Genomic DNA, 22,022 nt, shown 5'->3' with positions numbered 1-22,022 from the left:
TCCTCGCCTGGTGGGCGGCCCGCGCCTCAGGTGGGTTCCACGAGGACCGTGCCGAGGTGGCGGCCGGCCAGCAAGTCAAGCAGGGCGCCGGGGGCTTGGTCGATGCCGGACAGGCGCACGTGCGGGAAGGTGAGCGTCCCTTCGCGCAGCCCGGCGCTGAACTCCTCTTCCCAGCGCTCGGCCGACGCGCGGTGGTCGGTGGCCGAGAGGCCGCTGACCGTGATGCCGCGGGAGCAGAGCGCCAGGGTGTCGAGGGCGACGTGGGACCGGGTGCCGCCGGCGGCCTGGCCCGAGAGCGCGCCCACCACCACGAGCCTGGCGCGTCTGCGGGCCAGCGCCAGCGCGGACTGGAACTGCTCGCCGCCCACCGTGTCCACCAAGACGTCGATCCCCTCCGGTGCCGCCGCACGCAACTGCTCCTCCATCGGCCCCTCGCCGCGCACCAGTACGGCGTCGACGCCCAGTTCGCGCAGCAGGAAGCCGGCCTTCCGGCGGGACCCGGTGGTGCCGACGAGCCGGCCGGCGCCGCGCAGGCGGGCGAACTGCGCGGCGACGCAGCCGACTCCGCCGGCCGCGCCGGTCACCAGCACGGTGTCGCCGCACCGGATCCGGGCGACCCGGTCCACCGCCAGCCAGCCGGCGAACCCCTGGGAGAGGCAGGCCGCGGGGTCGGGCCAGCGGGCCGGGTCGATCCGCCGGACGTTCGCGGCCGGCAGCGTGGCGTACTGCTGCCAGCCGAAATCGTGCCGGACCAGGTCGCCGGGGCTCAAGGAGGTGCCGGGGGCCGCGACCACCTCGCCGAGGGCGCTGCCGCGCAACGGCCGCCCCGGCTCGTAGGAGGCCATCGGCAGCCCGTGCGCGTCGGCCATCAGGGTGCGGGTGGCGGCTCCGATGCGCAGCACCAGGTTGCGTACCAGCACCTCCCCGGCCGCCGGGGCCCGTAACGGCACCTCCGCGATCTCGAAGTGTTCCGGACCCAGGTCGCGGCCGGGCCGGGCGGCGAGTCTGACCTCGCGGTACGTCGAGGGTGGCACCGGTCTCAGCCCCCCAGGCCGGGGCGGACCACCGCGAGCGCGGCGACGAACAGGCCGAGGTAGCACCACGCCAGGAATCCCATGGCCGGGCCCGGCGGCCAGGTCGGTGTGCGCTGGCTGGTGAACCGTTCGCCGCCGCCCCAGACGAAGGCCAGCGCGGTCAGCGGCAGCCAGCCCGCGAGGGTGGCCGGCCCGTGCAGCTCCCAGGGCCGGATGACGGCGAGGGTGATGCCGACGGCCGCCACCGCGCAGCCGACGGTGAGGCCCACCGAGCCGCGCAGGCCGACGGTGTTCGAGTAGAGGGTGGCGCCGGGCACCTTCCGTGCGCTGGTCTTCCGGGCGAACTCGTAGTGCATGAAGGTGCAGGCGCACAGCACCGCCGCGAGCAGCAGGTGGGTCGCGGGCCCGGTGCCGGTGGCCTCCCGGAAGGACAGCCAGATGTGCACGCTGAGCAGGATCTGCACCGGGTAGCTCACCAGCAGGTTGACGAAGATACGGTCCCGTACCGTCGCCGACCAGCGCTCCAGCTGGACGAGGAAGCAGATGTAGGCGAGGTCCAGCATCATCACGACGGTCAGCGGCGCGGAGAGCCAGGTGTTGAGCGCCAGTTCCGCGATGACGATCAGGGCCATGGCGGCGCGCAGTTCCGCGACGTCGATCGCGCCCCGGGGCAGCGGGCGGTCCGGGTTGTGCCGCCGGTCGTACTCAAGGTCCTTCTGCTCGTCCACGACCCGGACGAACAGCAGCGCCAGGTACACGCTGACGATCTCCGCGAGGAGCCGGGGCCCGAGTCTCCAGTCGGCCGCCGGGCTGAGCACCGCCAGCGTGCCCTGGAGGGCCAGCACCCACAGCACCGCGTAGGTGACGTAGACCCGGGACGGCGCCCGCTCGGTGAAGAAGGCGCGCAGCCGCGGCACGCTGTGGGTCCAGGAGCGGGGCCGGTGGGCGGGCGGGTGGAGCGTCGGCCCGGACGCGGGGGCGGTCATGCGCTGTCCTCTTCAAGGATCGTCACGGTGCCGGCCGCGCCGTCGATCTCGACGCGGGCGCCGTCCGGAATGCGGGTTGTCGCGTGCTGGAGCGCGACGATGGTCGGTATGCCGAACTTGCGGCCGCTGATGGCGGTGTGGGACAGCAGGGTGCCGCGTTCCACCACGATGCCGCGGGACGAGAGCATCAGGAACAGCCAGCCGGGGTCGGTCTCCCGGGCCACGAGGATCATGTCGTCGCTGGGCTCGCCCATCTCGTGCGGGTCGACGACCACGCGCGCGGTCCCCCGTACGACTCCGCCGCTGGATCCCAGCCCGTACAGCGTGCCCTCGCCGACCGTGCCGGAGGTCGGGTCCGGCAGGCCGTCCCGGACCGGGCCCATGGTGACGAAGTCCATCGGCAGCTCGGCGCCCCTGGCCTCGTACTCGGCCCGGCGTACGGCCACCAGGCCGCGCAGGTCGTCGGTGACCGCGGTGCCGTCGTACGTGCCGAGGATCTCCTCCTCGGTCAGGTGGACCACGTCGTCGGCGGTTTCCAGGAGGCCGCGGGCCGCCAGGTCGGCGCCGAGCCTGCGGTACACGGAGCGGGCGAAGCCGAACAGTTCGCTGCGGTTGTAGCGGGTGTTCTCGCGGATGTTGACGTACCGGCGCTGCCCCGCGACCAGGGAGCGCAGTACCCGGCGCCGCAGCGGGTGGCCCGCGAGCAGCGTGCGCAGCCGGGCTTCGCCGGCGTCGCGGGTGTCGGTCTCGCGTGCGCGCAGCATCTGCCGGGTGACGTCGCCGCGTGCGTACTCCGCCGCCATGCGCAGCAGCTGGGCCGGGTCGTCGCGTGGCACCCGGACTTCGAGCTTCAGTTCCTGGAGCCCGCGGTCGCCGTGCAGCTCCGCGTGCGAGCGCAGCCGGTCGGCGATGTCGGTTCCGTAGGCGCCGTCGGCGACCTCGTCCCAGACTTCCTCGACGGGCTTGGTGGCGAGGGCGTCCATCAGCGCCGGAAGGGTGCGCATCCGTTCGGCGATGTCGATGACCGACATCAGGATCACCACGCTGCGGTTCTCCTCGCCGCCGCACAGCAGGTCGCTGTGGAGGCCGGGGTCGGCGTCCGGCAGCCAGCGGTCGAACAGGCGCATGGCCATGGTCTCGTGGATCTGGAGCAGGATGTCGTTGACCAGGGTGATGCCCCAGTGGCTGCCCGCCTCGCGCCACAACGACCGCATCAGCTGGGCCAGTTGCAGCGGGTCGGCGGTGGCGGCCGCTTCCCGGTGCTCGGTGACGGTCCGCTGCCACCACTGCCCGAAGTGCCGGGCCGCCGGGACGTGGATGGCCCAGCGTGCCGTCAGGCGCAGCAGGGCCGCCGCCGTGGCGGGCAGCTGGTCGGCCGGTTTCAGCAGGGGGGTGGGCCGGACGTGGTAGACCGACGGCGACATGCCCATCATGCGCTCGAAGCTGTTGCGCCACAGCGGGAAGGTCCTGCTGAGGCCGTGCAGGACGTACCAGACGCTGAGCGAGTAGTAGACCCGGCCGCGCAGCAGCCCGATCATGCCGCGCAGCTCGTTCTCGTGCCGGTCGAGCAGGTCGCGCGGAACGCCCAGCTTCCGGTAGAAGTCGTGGAAGTCCTCGCGGTAGAAGCGCTGGGCGAAGGAGTAGGTCAGCGCGGTGGTGACGCCGGGGTAGCTCTCGGTGATGTTGGCGTTGCTCCACAGCCGCTGGCGGTCCAGGTCCAGCACCACAGGCCGGGCCTGGAGGATGTGCAGGGCGCCGTCGGCGGTGAACGTCCCCTCGATGTCCTGCGGGCAGCCGAACAGCTTCTCGATCCGGTCTCCCGCTGCCACCACCTGCCGGATCTGCTCGTCGGTGAGCGCCGGCGCGTCACGCAGCTCTTCGGGCACCGCCGACAGCTGCGGTCCGTCGGCGAGCCGGCCGGGGTTCTCGACCATGCGCTCCGCCTTGTGGGCGAGCACCGGGCGTACGGTGTCGTTGCGGCGGGAGACGAAGTAGTGGTCCACGGGGACCTTCTCCTGGACCACGCCCTCGCCGATGCCCAGGCCGGCGGCGAGCACCCGGTCGCGGGCGCCGGTCAGCGGATCACAGGTGAACAGCACGAAGGACGCCTGTCCGAACCGCATCCGCTGTACGCCGACGGCCACCGCGAAACCGTGCTGGGTGCTGCCGCGGGCGGACCGGTACAGCAGGGCCTGCGAGCCGAAGCCCGAGGCCCAGCACTGCTTCACCTTGTCCAGCAACTCGTCGCGGGTCACGTAGAGAAAGCTGTCGCTGATGCCGGCGAACGCGTCGTCCGCGGAGTCCTCGCCCTGCTGGCCGGCCGTGCCGACGACGGAGGAGCGTACCGAGACGACCGCGTCGTCGCCGAACTCCTGGTCGAAGGCCTGGTACAGGAGGCGCTCCACGTCCGCCGGTACCGGGGCCCGCAGGATCAGTTCCCTGATCGCTGCGGCCTTCTCCTCGACGGATGCGGGGTCCGCCGGGTCGAGCCGGCGCAGCAGGGCGTCGATCTCGGCGCGCACCGGGCGCAGTACGCGGGTGAACACCGCGGCCGACAGGCAGAAGAAGCGGGGTACGGGCAGGCCGGCCTCGGCCATCCGTGCCTGCCGCGCGAACTTGGGGCCGACGGCCGCCGTGTTCAGCAGCGCACGGCCGCGCACCACGGGCCGGGCGGGTGCGCCGGGTCGAAATCGGAGGGAATTCACGGAGCGTTTCACCACACCCAGGGAATGAGGCGGCGGTGGGACGCCGCGTAGTCGGAATAGCCGGGAAGCGAGAGAAGCATCCGCTCCTCGACGAGAATGCGGACCACGAGCGTCGGAAGCAGAATCATCAAAGCCGCGGCGCTGAAGGGATTGATAAAGAAGAGCACGAACACCACATGGGCCAGTGCCATGCCGAGATAGGCCGGATGCCGCACCCACCGGTAGGGGCCGGTCTGGACGATCCGGTGGTCGTCGAGGGCGCGTACCCGGTGTGAGTAGAAGCGTCCGAGGGTGCGGATCGCGATCAGCCGTACGGCCACGGACGCCGCGAAGACCACCGGCACCGCGAGCATCCACGGGTGATAGGTCCGCTGGTCGGCGGGGATCAGGCAGGCGGTGGCGACGGTGGCCGCGCGGGCGGTGGCGTAGACGTAGATGGTGCCGCGGTCGGTGGCGTTCTCCGTGGACGTCGAACTGCGGACGGTCGTCCAGGTTTCCAGCAGCAGCCACAGCAGATGCAGCCCGGCGAGCACCGCGGCCACGCGCTGCCAGGGGTCGGACCAGTCGAGGGCCCCGCGTAGCACCGCGGTCGCGGTCGCTGCCACGCAGACGGCAAGGATGAACAGCGGATACTTGCGCAGAATCCAGTGCATGAACGCCTTCCGAGAATGGTGAGCCGCCGCTACGACGTCACAGCGGGGAAGTCAGCCGGCCGGCCGCGTCCTCGCACTGCCGGTCCTCGGCGAGCAGCGGCAGTGCCTCCAGGAATTGCTTTTCCTCGATCTGGGCGGACCGGGTCTCCTCCATCACCACCATGTCCATCGAGCCCGAGGCTGCGGTGATGCCTGCCTGCACCACGTCGCACCGGCCCTGGAACCGAATCCGGTCCGGGCCTTTCGCGCTCAGCTTTTCCAAGCGGTACTCGATGCGGGCCGGCAGGGGGAGGAGGAACTTGCTGAACGACGTCTCCAGGGAGTTGATGATGAAGCGGCGGGGAACTCCCGTCGTGCCCAGCAGGTACCGCTCGCCGATGGCCAGCGACATCTGCCGGACCATCTCGGTGATCACCATGGCGGTCACATGGGCGCTGGAAGCGTGGTCGAGCACCATCTCCTGGCGGTCGGAGACCCGCAGGGACGCGTGGAACAGGTCCTCTTCGACCTTGTGCAGCCCGGCGATGAGCACGTTGTCGGGATTGTGCTTGTGCACCTCGGCGCAGCCCAGCAATTCGGGGATCGGCGGGTCCTGCAGGATGGAATCCGGCAGGCCGAGCCGGCGCAATCGGTCGCGTACGAGGTCGCGTTCGTAGCGTTCGACTCCCTGCCCCGGCACCAGTACCGGCCACGGCTCGCGCACCAGTCCGTCCCTCAAGCCGGAGAGAAGTTCGGAGAGGGACAGCAGGTGTGCGGAGGGAGAACTGCCCGCCAGATTGTCACCAACGACGAAGACGACTCCTTCGGACATGGCTTTCTCCTCTCATCGAGAGGTACCACAGTGGCCCTCCTCTGAATGAGTACGCCCAGGCCCGCCCCGGGCCGTCCGGATCGGAGAAGGTCTGTTCAGCGCAACGCTGAGCCACGATTGTGGGAACGCCATCTTGCGAACCGCTGTACGGCAGGCTTGCAACGGAGCTTGCAACAGCCCCAACTACGGAGTTCAGAGGCCCTTTTCAGTGGGTGTCGCCGTTGACCGACGCCGTGCTGAAGGGAAAGGCGATCCGGTGCGGGACCGCGTTGCCGTGAACCGGGTGGGGGGCGGTGGTGAGCATCGAGTAGGTGCGGACGGTGGCGCGGTAGACGCGTTTGGGGGAGTCGCCCTGGAATTCGCCGGGGAGGCGGGCCTTGCGCGCGCGGAGGGCGGGGTCGGGATAGCGGCGGGCGTAGAAGACCGCGAGGGCCGCCGCCAGGTCGGACGGCGGGAGGGCCTGGGCGGTGCCTTCGCCGTAGAGGCCCTGGGCCTCGGCGTCGGTCGCCCGGGAGTCGTAGACCAGGAGTGATACGACGGGGTTGGCGGCGATGTTGCGGGAGTGCCGGGCGTCGCGCGCCGACCACCAGTAGAAGTGGTCGGCGTCGTCCCAGGCGAAGGTGACGGGAACGGCCCAGGGGGCGCCCTCGGGAGATGCGGTGCCGAGGGTCAGGTAGCGGTTGGCGTGCAGGAGGCGGACCGCCTGGGCGTGTAAGTCGGATATGGGCATGGGTCAGGAGCCTTCCTGGGGGAGGGCGGGGGACGGGGTGGCAGGCGCGGTGGCGGGAAGGGGGGTCCGGGCGCGGCGGCGGGCGATGGCCCAGTACGCGACGGTGGGGACGAGGAGGCCGACGGCCCAGGAGAGGTCTATGCCGCCGAGGGCGACGGCCACCGGGCCCGTGTAGGCCGAGGTGTGCATGAAGGGGACCTCCAGCGCGAAGCTGACCGCGTAGACCAGGACTGCGGGGCCGTTGACGCGGCCGTAGACGCCACCGCCGGGGGCGAAGAAGGAAGGCACGTCGTAGCGCCCGCGCCTGATCAGGTAGTAGTCGACGAGGTTGATGGCGGTCCAGGGGATCAGGACGTACTGGAGGATCGCCAGGAAGTCGGTGTACGAGGCGAGGAAGGTGTCCTGGAAGGCCAGGGCGAGGGTCAGGCCGAGGGCGAGCGGGCCCGCGATCAGCGCCGTACGGGCCAGGCGTCCGGGCAGCCAGGTGGTGCGGAAGGTCTGCGCGGCGGTGACCAGGCACAGCGAGGTGCCGTACAGGTTCATCGAGTTGACGTGGACGACGATGACGGCGAAGGAGCACAGGACCACGGCGGAGAGGGGGCCGCCCAGGACCGTGTCGAGCCCGGCGATCGCGTCGTCGGCCACCGCGATGCCCATCACGATGCCGAGGAACATCGGCAGCACGCTGCCGAGGACGCTGCCCCAGTAGGTGAACCAGAGGGTGGAGCGGCGGGCCGCGGCGTGGGCGGGCATGTAGCGGGTGTAGTCGGAGACGTAGGGCGCGTAGGTGATCTGGAGCAGGATGCCGAGCGCGGTCATGCCGACGAAGCCGGAGAGGGTGAAGCCGGTGGCGTTCGTGGCGCGTTCGATGACGCCGGGGGCCGTGAAGACGCGTACCGCGCACAGCGCCAGCAGCGAGACGGTGATCACGGTGGCCCAGCGGCCCACCCGGTGGATCAGGTCGTACCCGACGGTGGCGACGACCAGCCCGGCCAGCGCGCACAGCACCAGCCAGCCGGACGTGCCGAGGACGGGCACCGACCGGTGCAGCGCCTGGCCGGCGATCACCAGGTTGGACGCGAACCAGCCCGCGTACATGAACACGACGACGAGGGTGACGAGCAGCGAGCCGTGGCTGCCGAACTGGCCGCGGCTCTGGATCATCTGGGGGACGCCCAGCCGGGGGCCCTGCGCCGCGTGCAGGGCCATCAGGAAGCCGCCGAGCATGTTGCCCAGGAGCACCGCGGCGATGCCGGGCCACAGGCCCAGGCCGAAGACGAGCGGGGCGATGGTGCCGGAGACGATGGTCAGCGGGCTGATGTTGGCGGCGAACCACACGGCGAACAGGTCGCGGGGGCGGCCACGGCGTTCGCTCTCCGGTACGGCGTCGATGGTGCGGCCCTCGACGAGGTGCCGCTCTCGGCCTCCGGGCGCGGTGGGGTGGTTCATGGTCGGGGCTCCCTTCGGGAGGGGGGTGGAGAACCCGGCTCCTGGACAGCGAACCCGACGACGGGCCTCCAGAGCCGGTCCGCCGCGCCCACTGCGGTGTACATGCCCGTTTCCCCCGCCCCCGCCGCTCCGCGGGCAGACCCGGTCAGCGGTGGCCGAGCGGCCGGTCAGAGCCGGGTCGGCAGCCGGTCAGGGTGTGCGGCTGGGGCGGGTCGTGTCCGCGTACGGGCGGGTCGGCGACCGTTCCTGCCCGTACGTGCGCACTCATGACCGCTCGCCCGCTCGGGCATGCAGCAGGTCCCAGGCCAGCAGCCCGGCGCCGATCCGCCCGGCCCGCTCGCCCAGCCGGGCGAAGACGAGGTCGGGCAGAGCCTGGAAGGCGGCCCGCCGTTCGAGGCCGCGCCGCAGCGGTACGCGCAGCTGCTCGCCCGCCTGGCTGAGGCCGCCGCCCAGCACCAGGACGGCCGGATCGAAGAGCGTGATGCCCGCCAGGAGCGTCTGCGCCATCGCGTCGGCCGCCTCGTCCCACACCCGCACGGCCACCGGGTCCCCGGCCGCCGCACGGCGCGCCACCTCCTCGGCGCCGGGCACGGGCGGCCGCGCGCCGCACCGCTCGTTGTAGCGGCGCGCGACGGCGGCGCCGCCCGCGATGGTGTCCAGGCAGCCGCGCTGCCCACACGGGCACGCCTCGCCGTCCACCTGTGTGACGACGTGCCCGATCTCCGCGGAGCGCCAGTGGCTGCCCGGGTACGGCTTCCCGTCCAGCAGCAGCGCACCGCCCACGCCCGTGCCGACGGGGACGAAGAAGACGACCCGGTGCCCGCGGCCCGCGCCCAGGCGTGCTTCGGCGAGGCCGCCGGAGCGCACGTCGTGCCCGAGCGCCGCCGGCAGGCCCAGGTGCTCGGAGACCAGCCGCCGCAGCGGCAGGTCGCGCCACTGGATGCTGGACGAGAACACGACGGTGCCCGCGTTCTCGTCCACCAGCCCGCACGAGGCGACGCCCACCGCGCGCACGTCCTCGCCCGCGGCGCGGGCCGCGGCCAGGGCGCCCGCCGCGTGGTCGAGGACGGTGCGCAGCACGGCGCTCGGGCCGTCCTGGGGGCGGGTGGCGCAGCGGCTCTCCGAGGTGACCGTGCCGTCGGGGGCGACCAGCGCGGACTTGACGATGGTGCCGCCGATGTCGAGCCCGAGGACCAGGCCGCCGGGCCCGTCGCGCAGGGTCGGTACGGTGTCGGCCGCTCCCGCTTGCTGGTGCGCTGCCCGGTCCAGGTCCGTCATGGTTCCTCCGATCGCGGCCGGCCTCAGTGGTCCTGGGGCCGCGGGGCGGGTACACCCCGCGGGCCCATGGTCTCCAAGTGACGCCGGATGCGGTCGTACTGCCGCACCCCCGTGTCGACCGCGAGGTGCGCCCCGTACAGCGCGGCGCGCACCTGCGGGGGAGTCAGCCGGGGGCGCTGGTCGCGCAGGCCTTCGCACAGTTCGCGGCTGTGGCGGGGGTCGATGCGGGTGTGGGCGGTGTAGTAGACGCGCATGTCGTCGTCGTGGATGCCCGCCCGCGTCATGCCCTCCAGGAGGAGGGTGAAGTGCGGTTCGACCCAGCTTTCGAAGACGAGGAAGCAGCCGTACGCGGCCTGGACGCGTGCGGGGCGCAGCAGCAGCGCGGTGAACAGGTTGGACGTCGGCTTGGCGAACCAGGGGTGGTCGCGGCGATAGCGGGCCAGCGCTTCCCAGCCCGCGTACGAGCCGAGCTGGCGGCGCAGCCAGTACGTGTGGAAGTTCTCCAGCCGTCCGCGGCCGCACTCGTCCCAGAGGTTGGCGGCGGCGACGGCCTTCTGCCGGCCCTGGAGGCCGACGACGAGCAGGGCGACCTCGTCGTCCACGACTTCGTTGCGAATCAGTTCGCAGCGCAGGAAGTACTCGATCTGCTCGCGGGTGGCCTCGGTGGCGAGGAAGCGGAAGAGGGGGTGGGAGGCGCCGGGGTTGTCGGCCGCCAGCGCTTCCAGGTGGTCGGCCGCCGCCTCCTGCCCGCGCAGGTCCGGTACCGGCGCCGGGGAGGTCCCGTACGTCAGGAACTCGTGCTCCAGCCGCGTCCGTGCGGCGTACAGGGCGATCTCCAGGTCGTCGTCGGTGGCGTGCGCGGCCGGGCCGTCGCGGTAGCCGAAGGACTGGGCGTAGAGGGTGGCCAGGTGGTTGTGGAGGAAGCGGCCGTGCGCCTCGGGGTCGGTGCGCAGCCGGGCGAGCAGCGTGGCCTGGGCGGGCGGCGGCGCCGCCAGGAAGCGGACGAGGCCGGGGTCCAGGGTGTCGAAGGGGTGGACGGGCGGCCAGTACAGGTCCTGGAGGCCGCCGGCGGGCGGGGTCAATTCAACGCACCTCCTCGGTGGGCGCCGGCGCGGCGCCGGGGAGCCGGGAGCGGCCGGGCGGCCCGGCCGCGGGAGTGCCGAAGTGCTCGGTGACCCAGGCGTCGTCGTACACGGTGCCCAGGTAGCGGTCGCCGAGGTCGGCGGAGAGCGCCACCACGCGGGCGCCCGCCGGGATGCGGGACCGCAGCCGCAGCACGGCGCAGAGCACGGAACCCGTGGAGCCGCCGACGGCCAGGCCGTGGCTGCGGGCGATCCCGCGGCACATCAGGACGGCGTCCCGTTCGGGTACGGACACCACGTGGTGCACGTCGCGCGGGCGGCAGATCTCCGGCGCCCTGCTGGTGCCCAGGCCGGGCACGAACCGGGGCCCCGGCGGCCCGCCGAAGGTCACCGAGCCCTCCGCGTCGACGGCGACGACGGTGGTGTGCGGCGAGCGGCGGCGGAAGTGGGCGGCGCAGCCCATGACGGTGCCCGTGGTGCCGGCGCCGACGAAGAGGTAGTCGACACGGCGGATCTCGCGCAGTACGGCGGCCGCGGTGCGGGCCGCGTGCACGGCCGGGTTGGCGGCGTTGGCGTACTGGTTGAGCCAGGTCAGCGAGGGGTCGAGGTCGAGGGCGCTGCGGATCAGGGCGATCCGGCTGCCGAGGTAACCGCCGTTGCCGTCGGGGGTGTCCACGACGCAGACGTGGGCGCCGTACGCGTGCATCAGCGCGACGCTCTGCGCCGGTACGTGCGGGTCGGTGACGCAGGTGAAGGTGTAGCCCTTGGCCGCGCAGACCATGCTCAGGGCGATGCCGAGGTTGCCGGAGGAGGACTCGATCAGGGAGCCGCCGGGGCGCAGCAGGCCGCGGCGTTCGGCGTCCTCGACCAGCCCGGTGGCGGTCTTGAGCTTGACGGAGCCGGCCGGGTTGAGCCCTTCCAGCTTGAGGAACAGCTCGCCGTGCGGCAGCAGGCCGTCCAGCCGCAGGAAGACGTCGTCGGTGACCAGGTCGTAGGCGTGATCGGCGATCATGGGACCGCCGTGCCCGCCACACCCGGCGCGATCCGCAGCGCGTTGGCGGCGATGGTCAGGGCCGGGTTGACCGCGGCCGACGAAGGGAACCAGGAGCTGTCCGCGATCCACAGGTTGTCCAGCCCGTGCGCCTTGCACCCCGCGTCCACGACGCCGTCCGCCGGGTCGTCGCAGGCCGCCGCGGTGCCGCACTGGTGCGAGTTGACCGCGATGCCCATCCGCCGGGTGAAGACCAGGGGGTAGCCGGCGCGGCGCATCATCCGCACCGCGCGGCGCACCAGTTCGCGGTGCGGCGGGAGGTTGACCGGGCGCCAGTGCACCTCCACACGGCCGCCGCTGCCCACGGTCACCCGGTTCTCCGGCACCGGCAGGTCCTCGCTGGTCAGGTACAGGTCGGCGCTGCGCCGGGTGGCGGCGGCGAGCAGCGGGCGCGGGGCGCGGGGCCACAGGCCGCCCGCCGAGGGGGCCCGCAGCTTGCCGAGCGCCTGGACGTTGCCCAGTGGCCCGCGCGCCCCGTCGGCCAGGTACCAGTCGTTGACGCCCAGGGTCTTCTGGAACACCACGTCGTTGGGGCGGCGCGGGTCGACGGCGACCAGGAAGGTGCTGTTGTGCACCATGTAGTTGCGGCCGACCTGGCCGGACCGGTTGGCCAGCCCCGTGGTCCGGACCGGGCTCGTGGGCACGGACGCGCCGGGCTCCGAACGCAGCAGCAGCGCCGCCGTGTTGACCGCCCCGCACGCCAGCACGAAACGGTCGGCGCGCACGCGCAGCTCACCGCTGCCGTACCGGACCAGCGCCTCGTTCACCCGCCGCCCCGCGGCGCCGGTCACCAGCCGGGCCGCCGTGGCCCGGGTGAGCAGCGAGACGTTGCCCGCGGCCAGCGCGGGCCGGAGCGCGCACAGGTCGGCGTCGCTCTTGGCGCCGACCAGGCACGGGAAGCCGTCGCAGGTGGCGCAGCGCAGGCACGTTCCGCCGTGCCGGAGGTCCACGCCGGTGGGCAGCGCGTACGGCGTCAGGCCCTGCGCGCGCAGCGCCTCGGCCAGCGCGGCGACCGGCGGCTCGTGGGGCACGGCCGGCCAGGGGTAGTCGCCGGAGCGCCAGGGGTCGGTCGGGTCGGCCGCGCGGGTGCCGTGCACCCGGTAGAGGCGTTCGGCCCGCGCGTAGTGCGGTTCGAGGGCCCCGTACGGGAACGGCCAGCCGCGTGAGACGCCTTCCGCGTGCTCCAGCGGCCCGAAGTCGGCCTCCCGGAAACGCGGCAGCGTCGCGCCGAAGACCTTGGTGTTGCCGCCGACGTAGTAGTGCACGCCGGGCGAGAAGAAACGTCCCGTCCCGGCGTCGTACCAGGGCTCGGCGTTGCGGTAGCGCCCGGCGGTGAAGACCGCGGGCGCGGACCAGTTCTGCCACTCACGGGGGAGGTGGTCGCCGCGTTCCACGACCAGGATCCGCGCGCCGGTGCCGCGCAGCGCGTACGCCAGCGTCGCGCCGCCCATGCCGGAGCCGATGACGGCGATGTCGCAGTCGAGGACGGGCCCGTCGGGGCGGACCGACCCTGGCGGGCGTCCCGCGGCGTCAGGGTGTGGTGTGGCTGTCACCGTGCCTCCTCAAGGGGTGCTGTGGTGGTGCGCAGAGGTGGCGGGCGGCGATCTCGTGTGCGAAGGCCATGACCGTGCCCTGGGGGCTGACGCCGGTCGGCCCCGGCAGCACCGAGGCGTCGCACAGCCGGAGGTTGGTGAACCCGTACGGGCGGCCGTCCTGGTCGCACACCCCGCCGAACGCGGCCCGCCCCATCGGGCAGGAGGCCATGGCGTGGACGGACACCAGGCTCCAGCCGCGCGGGTCCGAGCGGGCGGCGAACTCCTGCGCCGCCCGGTCCGAGCGCAGCGACCCGGGGCACGGCGGGTACAGCTCCACGGCCCCCGCCCGGAACAGCACCCGCGCCGCCCGGCCGAGCGCGAAGCGCAGCAGGCCGTGGTCGTAGGCGGTCATCCGGTGCCGCAGCAGGCGTCCGGCGCGCGGCAGCCGGCGCACGGTGACGCGTCCGCTCATCCGCACCTGCACCGTGCAGACGGCGACCTTCTCCAGGTCCTCGACCAGCGCGTTCACCACGGCCGGGCGGTGTCCCGTGAGGGCTGCCGCCAGCGATCCGGCGGTGAGGTTGGCGGCCATCAGGTGGATGCCCAGGTCGGCGAACTCCCGTATCTGAGCGGTGAAGATGGTGCCCTGGGTGGCGTGCACCGGATCGGCGAAGCGGGCCACCAGGCGGAAGTTGACGTGGAAGCCCATCGCGCGCCCGGCGGTACGGGGGTGGATGCCGCTCCGCTGGAGCAGGAGGGCGCTGCCGACGGCTCCGGCGGCCAGGAAGACCGTACGCGGCCGGTAGTTGACGCGCGTACGCCCGCCCGGTCCGCCCAGGGCACACACACTGTGGACGGTGCGCTCGTCGTGCCGCAGCAGCACGGCACGGGTCGCGGGCTCGACCCGCGCGCCGTACCGCTCGGCCTCCGGCAGATAGCTGACGAGCATGCTCTGCTTGGCGCCGCTGGGGCAGCCGGTCGGGCAGCGGTTGCGGTGCAGGCAGCCGGGGGCCGCGCGCCGGGCGGCGGACCAGCGCCAGCCCAGGGCGTCGGCGGCGTCGGCCAGCAGCCGGGAGTCCGCGTTGCCGGAGCCGTGCGGCTGCTCGCCGACGCCGAGCCGGTCGGACACCGTACGCATATGGCCTGCCAGCCGGTCGGGGCGGTAATCGGTGGTGCCCATCACCCGTGCCCACCGCTCCAGCAGTGCGTCCGGTGGCGCCCACAGAAGACCGCCGTTGACGACCGTGCTGCCGCCCACACAGCGTCCCTCGCCGTAGGGGATGACCGGGCTGCCGAGGATCGGTGCCAGTCCGGCGTCGCGGTAGAGGCGGCGCAGGTTCTCGGCGGGCGCCGTCGCGGCCAGTTCCGCGGTGGTCGTGCGCGGACCTTCTTCCAGGACGACGGTGTGGAGGCCGGCCCGCGCCAGTTCCAGGGCGGCGACCGCGCCACCGGCGCCGGAGCCGATGACCAGGGCGTCGCACGGGACGGCGCGGGGCGGGCGGGGGTGTTGGGTCATGTGTCCGGCTCACCGTCCAGACCGCCGTACAGCGCGAGGGAGTCGGTGACGGCCAAGAAGCGGGCGGCGAAGGGCAGCCGGGCCAGCCGGTCGTACCCAGCGGCGGGCCCGGAGCGCCGCGGCGCCGTCACACGGAGAGCCAGGCCGATCACCCGCAGAGCGACTATGGCGGCGAGGCGGTACGCCCCGGGCAGCGCTCCCAGCGAGCCGCAGACATGCTCGCTGGCACGCGCGCCCGCCCGCGCGTCGGCAAGGGCCGGATAGCGGGCCGCCCATAGGGCAGGCAGACCGCTGGCGCGCAGCGCTCGCCCGACCCGGTCGCTCCGGTCGCCCTCCTGCCCGCTCACCCGGCCACCGCCCCCTCCTTGGCCCGTACGGGCACATGCTGAGCCAGTACGTCCTTGGCGAACCGGGTCAGCAAGCGCGCAGCACCCTGCTCCAGTACCGAGTCCAGTGCTTGGAGGAACATCTCGACCTCCGTCTCCCCGGCCACCAGCGGAGGCGAGGCCATAAGCGGCAAGCCGTGGTTGGAGCCGTAGTAGGCCAGCACGCCGTAGTCGCGGTAGAGAGACGCGATGACGGCGGCGGTGACCAGCTTGCGGCGGGCCCGCGGGTCCCGCGCGAAGGAGGAGGGCACCAGGCGCAGCAGCCGGTCCAAGGCGGGACTGCCCTCGGTGAGGAACACGCCGTGCAGCGCGCCCCGGCCGAAGGTGCCGGTCACCAGCGCGCGGTGGCGTGCGGCGAGGTCGGCCAGGCCGCCGCCCAGACGCTCCCCGATCCGCACGGCGCGCGTCGGGTAGTCGTCCTCCACCGCGATGGCAACGGCCTCCAGCGCGGTGACGGTCTCCTCGCCGAAGCCGTAGTAGGTGGTGCTGTGCAGCGTCGCGTCGGCGAGGTTGTCGTACGCGGCCCGGAAGACCGGTTCGCGCGCGACGTAGCCGGAGATGGACGCCTTGCCGCCGCCGAAGGACTTGGAGGTGGTCAGCACGTCGGGCACCAGGCCGGGATGCCGCATGAAGTGGAAGAGCGTCCCGGTCCGTCCCCAGCCTGTGTACACCTCGTCGAAGACCAGCACGATGTCCCGTTCCGTGCACAGCCTGCGGACCTCGTACAGGAACTCCGCCGAGCACTCGCGCACGCTCGAAGCGCTGAACGGCTCCAGCACCACTGCGTACACGTCGCTGCTGCCGTCCCCGGCCCGGTGCCGTTCCAGGGCGAGGGCGAAGGAGTCCAGGTCGTCGTAGGCGAAGTGGTCGGTTCCCGGCAGGCCCGGGTACGGGAAGTCGACCTCGGGAGAGGCGGTGAGGCTGCCCGCGCCGAGCAGCTTGCCGTGGAAGGAGATGTCACTGTGCAGCACTGTGCCCCGATGCCCGCGGTGGTACTTGTACGCGAGCTTCACGGCGCCTTCCACCGCCTCCGCACCGGAGTTGGGGAAGTAACTGATGTCCAGGTCCCCCGGGAGCAGCCGGGCCAGGTTGTGGCTGAGCGCGGCCACGTAGGGCGACAGGAAGTTCTTGTGGACCTCCATGGCGCGCCGCTCGGCGAAGCGGCGGCGGGCCGCGAGCAGCCGGGGGTGGTTGTGCCCGTGGTTGAGGACGCCGATCCCACCGGTGAAGTCCAGGATGCGCCGCCCGTCGCGCAAGGTGATCCAGCAGCCCTCGGCGTGCTCGACCAGGTCCTGGCCGAAGCCGAAGGAGCCGAGCAGCGAGACCTGGGCGCGGCTGACGTAGCGCCGGTAGAGGTCGTGGACCTGGTGCTCGGGCATGCGCTCGCAGTCGTCCGCGGTGAGCAGGGGCAGCGGGGCGCGGCGGTCAGTCATGGTCCGCTCCTGTCCGTACGGCGGTGCCGGCCGTGCTGCGGGGGGCCGTACGGACGCGGTCGGCGATCAGCCGTCCGGCGCGCCGCCCGCCCCGCAGCGCGTAGTTGGTGCCCCGGTCCTCGGGGAAGACCTGGGCCATCCCGGACAGGTAGAGGCCGGGTACGGCGTTCTCGGCGCCCGGCACGATCCGGGAGTAGTGCCGGGTGATCACCGGCTGGGCGTACGGCGCGCGCCACACGTGGTGGGCGCGCACCCAGTCCTCGCGGAAGGCGGGGAACATCCGCCGCAGGTGCGGGAGGCTGTGCCGGTAGACCTGCGCGTCGCCCATCCGGTACAGGGCGGCGTCCGCCGGGAGGTAGGTGGAGAGGTAGACCAGGTGCCGTCCGCCGTAGTGCGCGGGCGCGTCGAGGTTGGTGTGCTCGATGACGCCGACGTACGGGAAGTGCGGGTCGGTGACGTTGAGCCAGTACGTGCCGGACAGCGGCCGGTCGTTCTCCAGCACCAGGCAGAGGTTGGCCAGGTACGGGATCGCGCCGAGCCGGCGGCGCAGCCCCGGCGCCGCGGGGTGCGCCGACCGGGCGAGCAGCGCGGCGGCGGGGCCGGGCGCGCACGTCACCAGCACCCGCGGGGCCGCGATCACTTCGCCGGCGCACCGGACGCCGGTCACGCCCTCGGGGCCGGTCAGCACCTCCGCCACCGGGCTGCCGGTCCGTATCCGCACGCCCAGCGCGGCCAGCCGCGGCAGCCAGGCGTCCAGCAGGGCGCCGCAGCCACCGCGCAGGTAGTAGAGCACCTCACGGCCCGACCGGCTGCGGCTGCCGCCCCGCAGGTGCAGCTTGGTCCACATCCAAGTGGCGCCGACCTCGGACGCGTACGGGCCGAACTTGCCCTCCAGCAACGGCCGCCACACCCGGTCGTAGACCCGCCGCCCGCCCAGGCCGACCAGCCACTCCTCGGCGGTGAGCGCCTCCAGCTCGCGCCAGTGCCGGACCCGCCCGGCACGCAGCACCGACCGGCCCAGGCGCAGCCGGTCGGCCGGCGGCAGCGGGGCGAAGCGCAGCACGTCGAGCGGGGAGGACAGGCGGTGGATGCCGCCCGCGTAGTAGAAGCCGGTACGGCCGTGGTGGCGCTGCACCAGGTCGGCGCGGCCGAGGTCGGCGCAGAGCCGGAAGACGTCCGTGTCGGAGGCGAACCAGTGGTGATAGAAGCGCTCCAGCTGCCGGCCGCCGACGGAGAACGTGCCGGCGAGGCCGCCGACCCGGTCGTCGGCCTCCAGGACCAGGCAGCGCAGCCCCGCGCGCCCCAGTTCGTGCGCGGCGGCGAGGCCGGTGAAGCCGGCGCCGACGACGATGACGTCCCAACGGGCCCCCGGGTTGCCGTGCGCGGCCGTCACCGCGCGCTCCCGGCCGTCTCGCCGGTCACCAGCCCGGCCGGTACCGCGCCCCCGCCCGCCCCCGTCCGCTGGAGGACCACGTACGGCGGCCGGCCGCGCACCTCGCGGTGGACCAGCAGCAAGTACTCGCCCAGCACCCCGAGCAGCACCGCCTCGCAGCCGAACGTCCACGCGGCCAGCGGCAGCGGCCTGCGGCGTACCGCGGAGGTCATGGCCGTACCGCCGAGCCAGGTCAGGCCGACGACGGCGGGCACCCGCGCGGGGGCCGAGGAACAGGCCAGCAGCCCGCGCCGGGACAGGCCGGCCATCTTGCGCAGCGTGTACTTCGTCCGGCCCGCCGGACGCGGCAGCCGCCCGTACTCCAGACTCGTCTCCGGAAAGCCCGTCCAGCACACCGATCCGCGCAGGTACAGCTCGCACTCGGGGAGCAGCGCGAGGGTGCGCACGACCGCGCGGTCCAGCAGCCGGAAGTCCCCGGTGTCCACGCCCACCGGATGGTCGGCGACCGCGGCCAGCAGCCGGTAGAAGACGAGCGCGGTGGTGGTCTTGAAGCGGCTCTCCCCCTGCCGGCCGGTGCGCCGCGCGGTGACCACCGGCCAGCCGGCGCGCCAGCGTTCGACCATGTCGGCGATGAGTTCCGGCGGGTCCTGGAGGTCGGCGTCGATGGTCACCACCGCGTCCCCCGCCGCCTCGCGCAGCCCCGCCAGGACGGCGGGCTGGTGCCCGAAGTTGCGGGTCAGCCGCACCAGGCGGACCCGCGCGTCGGTCCCGGCGAGCGCCGTGAGCCGGTCCCAGGTCCCGTCCCGGCTGCCGTCGTCCACGTACACCACCTCGTACTCGCACTCCGGCAGGCGGCGCAGCACGGCGCTGAGCCGGCGGTGGGTCCCCCGGATGACGGCCTCTTCGTCGAAGCACGGCACCACGACGCTGACCAGGGGGCGGCCGGCCCCGGCGGACAGGTGCGCGGACGGTCGGGTCGCGGACATGGCGGTCCTTTCCTCGGGGTGTGCGCGGCGGGCTGCGGGGACCTGTACGGCGGTGCTGCGGCCGGTCAGCCGAGCACTTCGTCGGCCGTCTCCCGGAACCGCTCCGCGACCTCGGCGACCTCGTCCGTACCGCTGAACACGGTCACCCCGAAGTCGGCTCCCAGGTACGTGTCGGACGTCCCCACGGTCAGCGCCACCGCCCGCCCCAGCACGTCGTCGGTACGGGGCAGCGCGCCCGCCCGCCAGCCGTCCCGCCGCCAGGCCTCCGCGGCCGGCCGGAACGGGCAGGACGAGCCGTCCGGCGCGGTCAGCGCGGCGAGTTCGGGCAGTCCGCCGTAGTAGTGCTTGGGCGAGTGCAGCAGCGTCTTGGTGCCGAGCCGCTTGGCGACGGCCTCGGCGTCGGCCCGCTCGTCGAAGACGTACACGAGAACGGTGGCGCAGTCCCCCGCCGCGTCGTGCAGGGTGCGGCGCGCCATGCCGTCCCGCGCCGGGATGTACGCCAGCAACGCGTCCCGCAGCTCCCGGGTACGGGCCAGCACGGCGTCCAGGCGCGCCAGCTGGGCCCGCGCCACGGCCGCCGTCAGCTCGGTCATCCGCAGGTTGAGGCCCCACAGGCGGTCGCCGGGCCCGTCCTCGCGCCGGTACGGGAACCAGCCGTGGTCGTGGAAGCCGTACGCCCGCTGGAAGACCCGCTCGTCGGCGGTGAGCAGGAAACCGCCGTCCCCGCCCGTGATCACCTTGAACATGTTGAGGGAGAAGGCCCCCACGTCCCCGAACGTGCCCAGCGCCTGCCCCCGGTACGTCCCCCCGCACGCCTGGGCGGCGTCCTCCAGCACCAGCAGCCCGTGCTCCGCCGCGACGTTCCGCAGGGCCTCCAGGTCGCACGCCGCACCGAGCATGTGCACCGGCATCAGCGCTTTCGTACGCGGTGTGATCCGCTCCCGCACGTCCTCGGGGTCGAGCGTGAGCGAGGCGTCCACCTCGGCCAGTACCGGCGTGGCCCCGCTGTAGACCACGGCGGCGATGCACGCGCCGTACATGTACCCCGGCACGACGACCTCGTCGCCCGGACCGATGCCGAGCGCGGCGAGGGCCGCGAGCAGGGCGGACGTGCCGCTGTTGACCGACAGGCAGTACGGGCTGCCCAGCCGGTGCGCGGCGGCCTGCTCGAACAGCCGGGTCTGCGTGAGGTCACCCAGCGGGTAGGAGTGCGCGGCGGTCGTACGCGACCACACGTCCAGCACCTGCTGGACGTTCTCGCGCTCCTCGTCACCGAAGAAGGCATAGCCGGGACCGGGCATGACGATCTCCTCACAAGAACGAGAACAAGCATGGGAAGTCGGCAGACGGGAATGTGACGCCGCGCCCTGGGCTGCGGCCGCCCTCAGAACGCCACCGAACAGAACGGCGCGGGATCGTGGCGGAAGGCGGCGGAGGCGGCACGCAGCGCGCCGCGCCGGAGCTCCGTGACCAGGCCCGCGTGCCCGAGCTGGACCAGCGAGCCGCCGCCGAGCAGTACGGCACCGAGCTCGCGGGCCGTGAGCGCGAGATCGGCAGCCGCCCCGGTACGCGCACACACGGCACCCTCAGCGCCACCCTCCAGTCTCCAACGCCCTGCATTCCACGGGCACATGGCGTCCCGCACCTCCATCACCACCTCGACCGGAGCGCTGTACGTACGGGCGGCGAGCGCCCGGTCCAGGTCCACGGCGCGGGCGTAGAGCTGATCGCGCACGGTCGGCGCGGCACTGCGCGGGTCGTCGAGCAGCGCCAGCAGCGGATCGTCGACCGGGCGGGTCGCCGCGCTGACGGTCCCGGCCAGGTCGGTGTCCAGCAGCGACCGCCACAGAAAGGCGTACGCGGCGGCATCCCGCGCGAACACCTCCCGCACGGACAAGGCGTAACGCGGCGCGGAGCGCTCCCAGTTGGCCCGCAACCGATACAACGCATACCCGCGGGCACCACCGCCCGGCCCCGCCTCCGCACCCGCCCCCGACACCACCATGCACAGCAGCCGCCCGGCGCCGTGCCGCTCCTCGGGCCGGTCCTCGAAGGCCCGGCGCAGCCAGGCGTCGTCCCTGCGCACCAGGCCGGGCCGCTGGGCCAGGCAAGCGTCGTAAACCTCCGCGACGGCCGCCCGCCCGTCCACCGGCGACATGACGTCCAACGCCAGCCCACCGGCCTCCGGCCCGGCCGCGAACCCCCGTGCCTCGGGCGGCACGGACACGCCGACCACCTGGGAGGCCGGCCCGAACCCGAAGCGCCCGTAGATCCCCGGCTCGGTGGAGTGCAACACCGCGACCGGCTCGGCCCGCTCCTCGTGCAGCGCGGTGAGCGCCCGCCGGACCAGCTCCCGCATCAGCCCGCGGCGCCGGTGCTGCGGCGCGACCGCGACGTACCCGATCCCCGCCACCGGGGCCGGGCCGCCCGGCAGCGTCATCTCCAGCGCGTAGCCGGCGAGGGTGGCGCACACCCGGCCGCCGCGGCACGCGACCAGCGAGCGTTTGGGTTCGAAGACCGCGCCGGCCAGGGCGCTGTGGGCCGCGGAGTGCGGATATCCGCCGTAGGCAAGATCGAGTACCGCACCGAATTCCGCCCAGTCCGCCGCGGCGCGGAATGCGTACCCCGCGGCCCGGCCGCCGGCTAATCCCGGCGGCACCCCCGCACCGGAACCCGCACCCGCCGGGCCCACTGCCGAATCCCTCGGTGATCCCACATCCCTCTCCAAAGCCTGTCATCGGCCTCGTACCGTGGACGGGGTGCGGCGAGCGCGGCGCGGAATATCGTCGGCGTTCGACGCGGAGGCCGTTTCGGCTGCTCCGGTGCGGCGGTGTGGGCCGCAAGGCCGGAGAGGTCCCTGTCGCGAGGCCCGGATCGCGAATTCTCTGCGTCGATCGTGCCGGGGCCGCCAAAGGCTGCGTACCAGGTTTGTGAGCCGCCCGGAGACTGTCAACCCTCCCGAAAAAGAATCATGTCTCCAGCCCCCCACAGCGC

The 22,022-nt window shown here is 73.3% G+C and carries 18 protein-coding genes; all 18 read right to left on the bottom strand.

Annotation, left to right across the window (positions count from 1 at the left end):
- Positions 1–26: 26 nt before the first annotated feature.
- Complete coding sequence (locus ACH4K4_RS04940) at positions 27–1,034, bottom strand: MDR family NADP-dependent oxidoreductase (RefSeq protein ID WP_398164875.1); 1,008 nt, start codon at positions 1,032–1,034, stop codon at positions 27–29.
- 5 nt (positions 1,035–1,039) lie between these two features.
- Positions 1,040–2,020 carry a hypothetical protein gene (locus tag ACH4K4_RS04935; protein WP_398164873.1) on the bottom strand — a complete coding sequence of 327 codons (981 nt, stop codon included), beginning with the start codon at positions 2,018–2,020 and terminating at the stop codon, positions 1,040–1,042.
- Positions 2,017–4,683 carry a PEP/pyruvate-binding domain-containing protein gene (locus ACH4K4_RS04930; protein ID WP_398164872.1) on the bottom strand — a complete coding sequence of 889 codons (2,667 nt, stop codon included), beginning with the start codon at positions 4,681–4,683 and terminating at the stop codon, positions 2,017–2,019. The genes ACH4K4_RS04935 and ACH4K4_RS04930 overlap by 4 nt, the downstream gene beginning before the upstream one ends.
- 50 nt (positions 4,684–4,733) lie before the next feature.
- Positions 4,734–5,378, bottom strand: coding sequence for a methyltransferase family protein (locus ACH4K4_RS04925; RefSeq protein WP_398164870.1), 645 nt, complete (start codon positions 5,376–5,378; stop codon positions 4,734–4,736).
- Between the two features lie 37 nt (positions 5,379–5,415).
- A complete protein-coding gene (locus ACH4K4_RS04920) occupies positions 5,416–6,189 on the bottom strand; it encodes an AfsA-related hotdog domain-containing protein (RefSeq protein WP_398164869.1) in 774 nt (257 codons plus the stop codon).
- 205 nt (positions 6,190–6,394) lie between these two features.
- Positions 6,395–6,919 carry a pyridoxamine 5'-phosphate oxidase family protein gene (locus tag ACH4K4_RS04915; protein WP_398164867.1) on the bottom strand — a complete coding sequence of 175 codons (525 nt, stop codon included), beginning with the start codon at positions 6,917–6,919 and terminating at the stop codon, positions 6,395–6,397.
- A 3-nt stretch (positions 6,920–6,922) separates the two neighbouring features.
- Complete coding sequence (locus ACH4K4_RS04910) at positions 6,923–8,368, bottom strand: purine-cytosine permease family protein (RefSeq protein WP_398164865.1); 1,446 nt, start codon at positions 8,366–8,368, stop codon at positions 6,923–6,925.
- 264 nt (positions 8,369–8,632) lie between these two features.
- Complete coding sequence (locus ACH4K4_RS04905; RefSeq protein WP_398164864.1) at positions 8,633–9,646, bottom strand: ROK family protein; 1,014 nt, start codon at positions 9,644–9,646, stop codon at positions 8,633–8,635.
- Between the two features lie 23 nt (positions 9,647–9,669).
- Positions 9,670–10,728, bottom strand: a complete 1,059-nt coding sequence (locus ACH4K4_RS04900; RefSeq protein WP_398164863.1) for an iron-containing redox enzyme family protein — start codon at positions 10,726–10,728, stop codon at positions 9,670–9,672.
- A gap of 1 nt (position 10,729) precedes the next feature.
- Positions 10,730–11,740 (bottom strand): 2,3-diaminopropionate biosynthesis protein SbnA, encoded by a 1,011-nt coding sequence (gene sbnA, locus ACH4K4_RS04895; protein WP_398164862.1) that lies wholly within the window; start codon positions 11,738–11,740, stop codon positions 10,730–10,732.
- Positions 11,737–13,332 (bottom strand): GMC oxidoreductase, encoded by a 1,596-nt coding sequence (locus tag ACH4K4_RS04890; RefSeq protein WP_398164860.1) that lies wholly within the window; start codon positions 13,330–13,332, stop codon positions 11,737–11,739. Before ACH4K4_RS04890 ends, sbnA begins: the two co-directional genes overlap by 4 nt.
- Complete coding sequence (locus ACH4K4_RS04885) at positions 13,310–14,830, bottom strand: GMC family oxidoreductase N-terminal domain-containing protein (protein ID WP_398164859.1); 1,521 nt, start codon at positions 14,828–14,830, stop codon at positions 13,310–13,312. Before ACH4K4_RS04885 ends, ACH4K4_RS04890 begins: the two co-directional genes overlap by 23 nt.
- Positions 14,827–15,177: a hypothetical protein gene (locus ACH4K4_RS04880; protein WP_398164858.1), complete on the bottom strand. Its 351-nt coding sequence runs from the start codon at positions 15,175–15,177 to the stop codon at positions 14,827–14,829. The genes ACH4K4_RS04885 and ACH4K4_RS04880 overlap by 4 nt, the downstream gene beginning before the upstream one ends.
- The gene (locus tag ACH4K4_RS04875; protein WP_398164857.1) at positions 15,174–16,649 is read right to left on the bottom strand and encodes an aspartate aminotransferase family protein; all 1,476 of its coding nucleotides are present in this window, start codon (positions 16,647–16,649) and stop codon (positions 15,174–15,176) included. Before ACH4K4_RS04875 ends, ACH4K4_RS04880 begins: the two co-directional genes overlap by 4 nt.
- On the bottom strand, positions 16,642–18,042 hold the full coding sequence (locus tag ACH4K4_RS04870; protein ID WP_398164855.1) for an NAD(P)/FAD-dependent oxidoreductase: 1,401 nt from the start codon (positions 18,040–18,042) through the stop codon (positions 16,642–16,644). The genes ACH4K4_RS04875 and ACH4K4_RS04870 overlap by 8 nt, the downstream gene beginning before the upstream one ends.
- Complete coding sequence (locus ACH4K4_RS04865) at positions 18,039–19,028, bottom strand: glycosyltransferase family 2 protein (protein ID WP_398164854.1); 990 nt, start codon at positions 19,026–19,028, stop codon at positions 18,039–18,041. Before ACH4K4_RS04865 ends, ACH4K4_RS04870 begins: the two co-directional genes overlap by 4 nt.
- Positions 19,029–19,093: 65 nt before the next feature.
- Positions 19,094–20,329, bottom strand: a complete 1,236-nt coding sequence (locus ACH4K4_RS04860) for a DegT/DnrJ/EryC1/StrS family aminotransferase (protein WP_398164853.1) — start codon at positions 20,327–20,329, stop codon at positions 19,094–19,096.
- A gap of 83 nt (positions 20,330–20,412) precedes the next feature.
- Complete coding sequence (locus ACH4K4_RS04855) at positions 20,413–21,687, bottom strand: GNAT family N-acetyltransferase (RefSeq protein WP_398164852.1); 1,275 nt, start codon at positions 21,685–21,687, stop codon at positions 20,413–20,415.
- Between the last annotated feature and the right edge of the window lie 335 nt (positions 21,688–22,022).

Origin of the sequence: Streptomyces sp. NPDC017529 (genome assembly GCF_044329785.1) — a bacterium.
Taxonomy (GTDB): domain Bacteria; phylum Actinomycetota; class Actinomycetes; order Streptomycetales; family Streptomycetaceae; genus Streptomyces.
The sequence above is the reverse complement of the archived record's forward strand: the minus strand, read 5'-3'. Positions and strand labels throughout refer to the sequence as shown.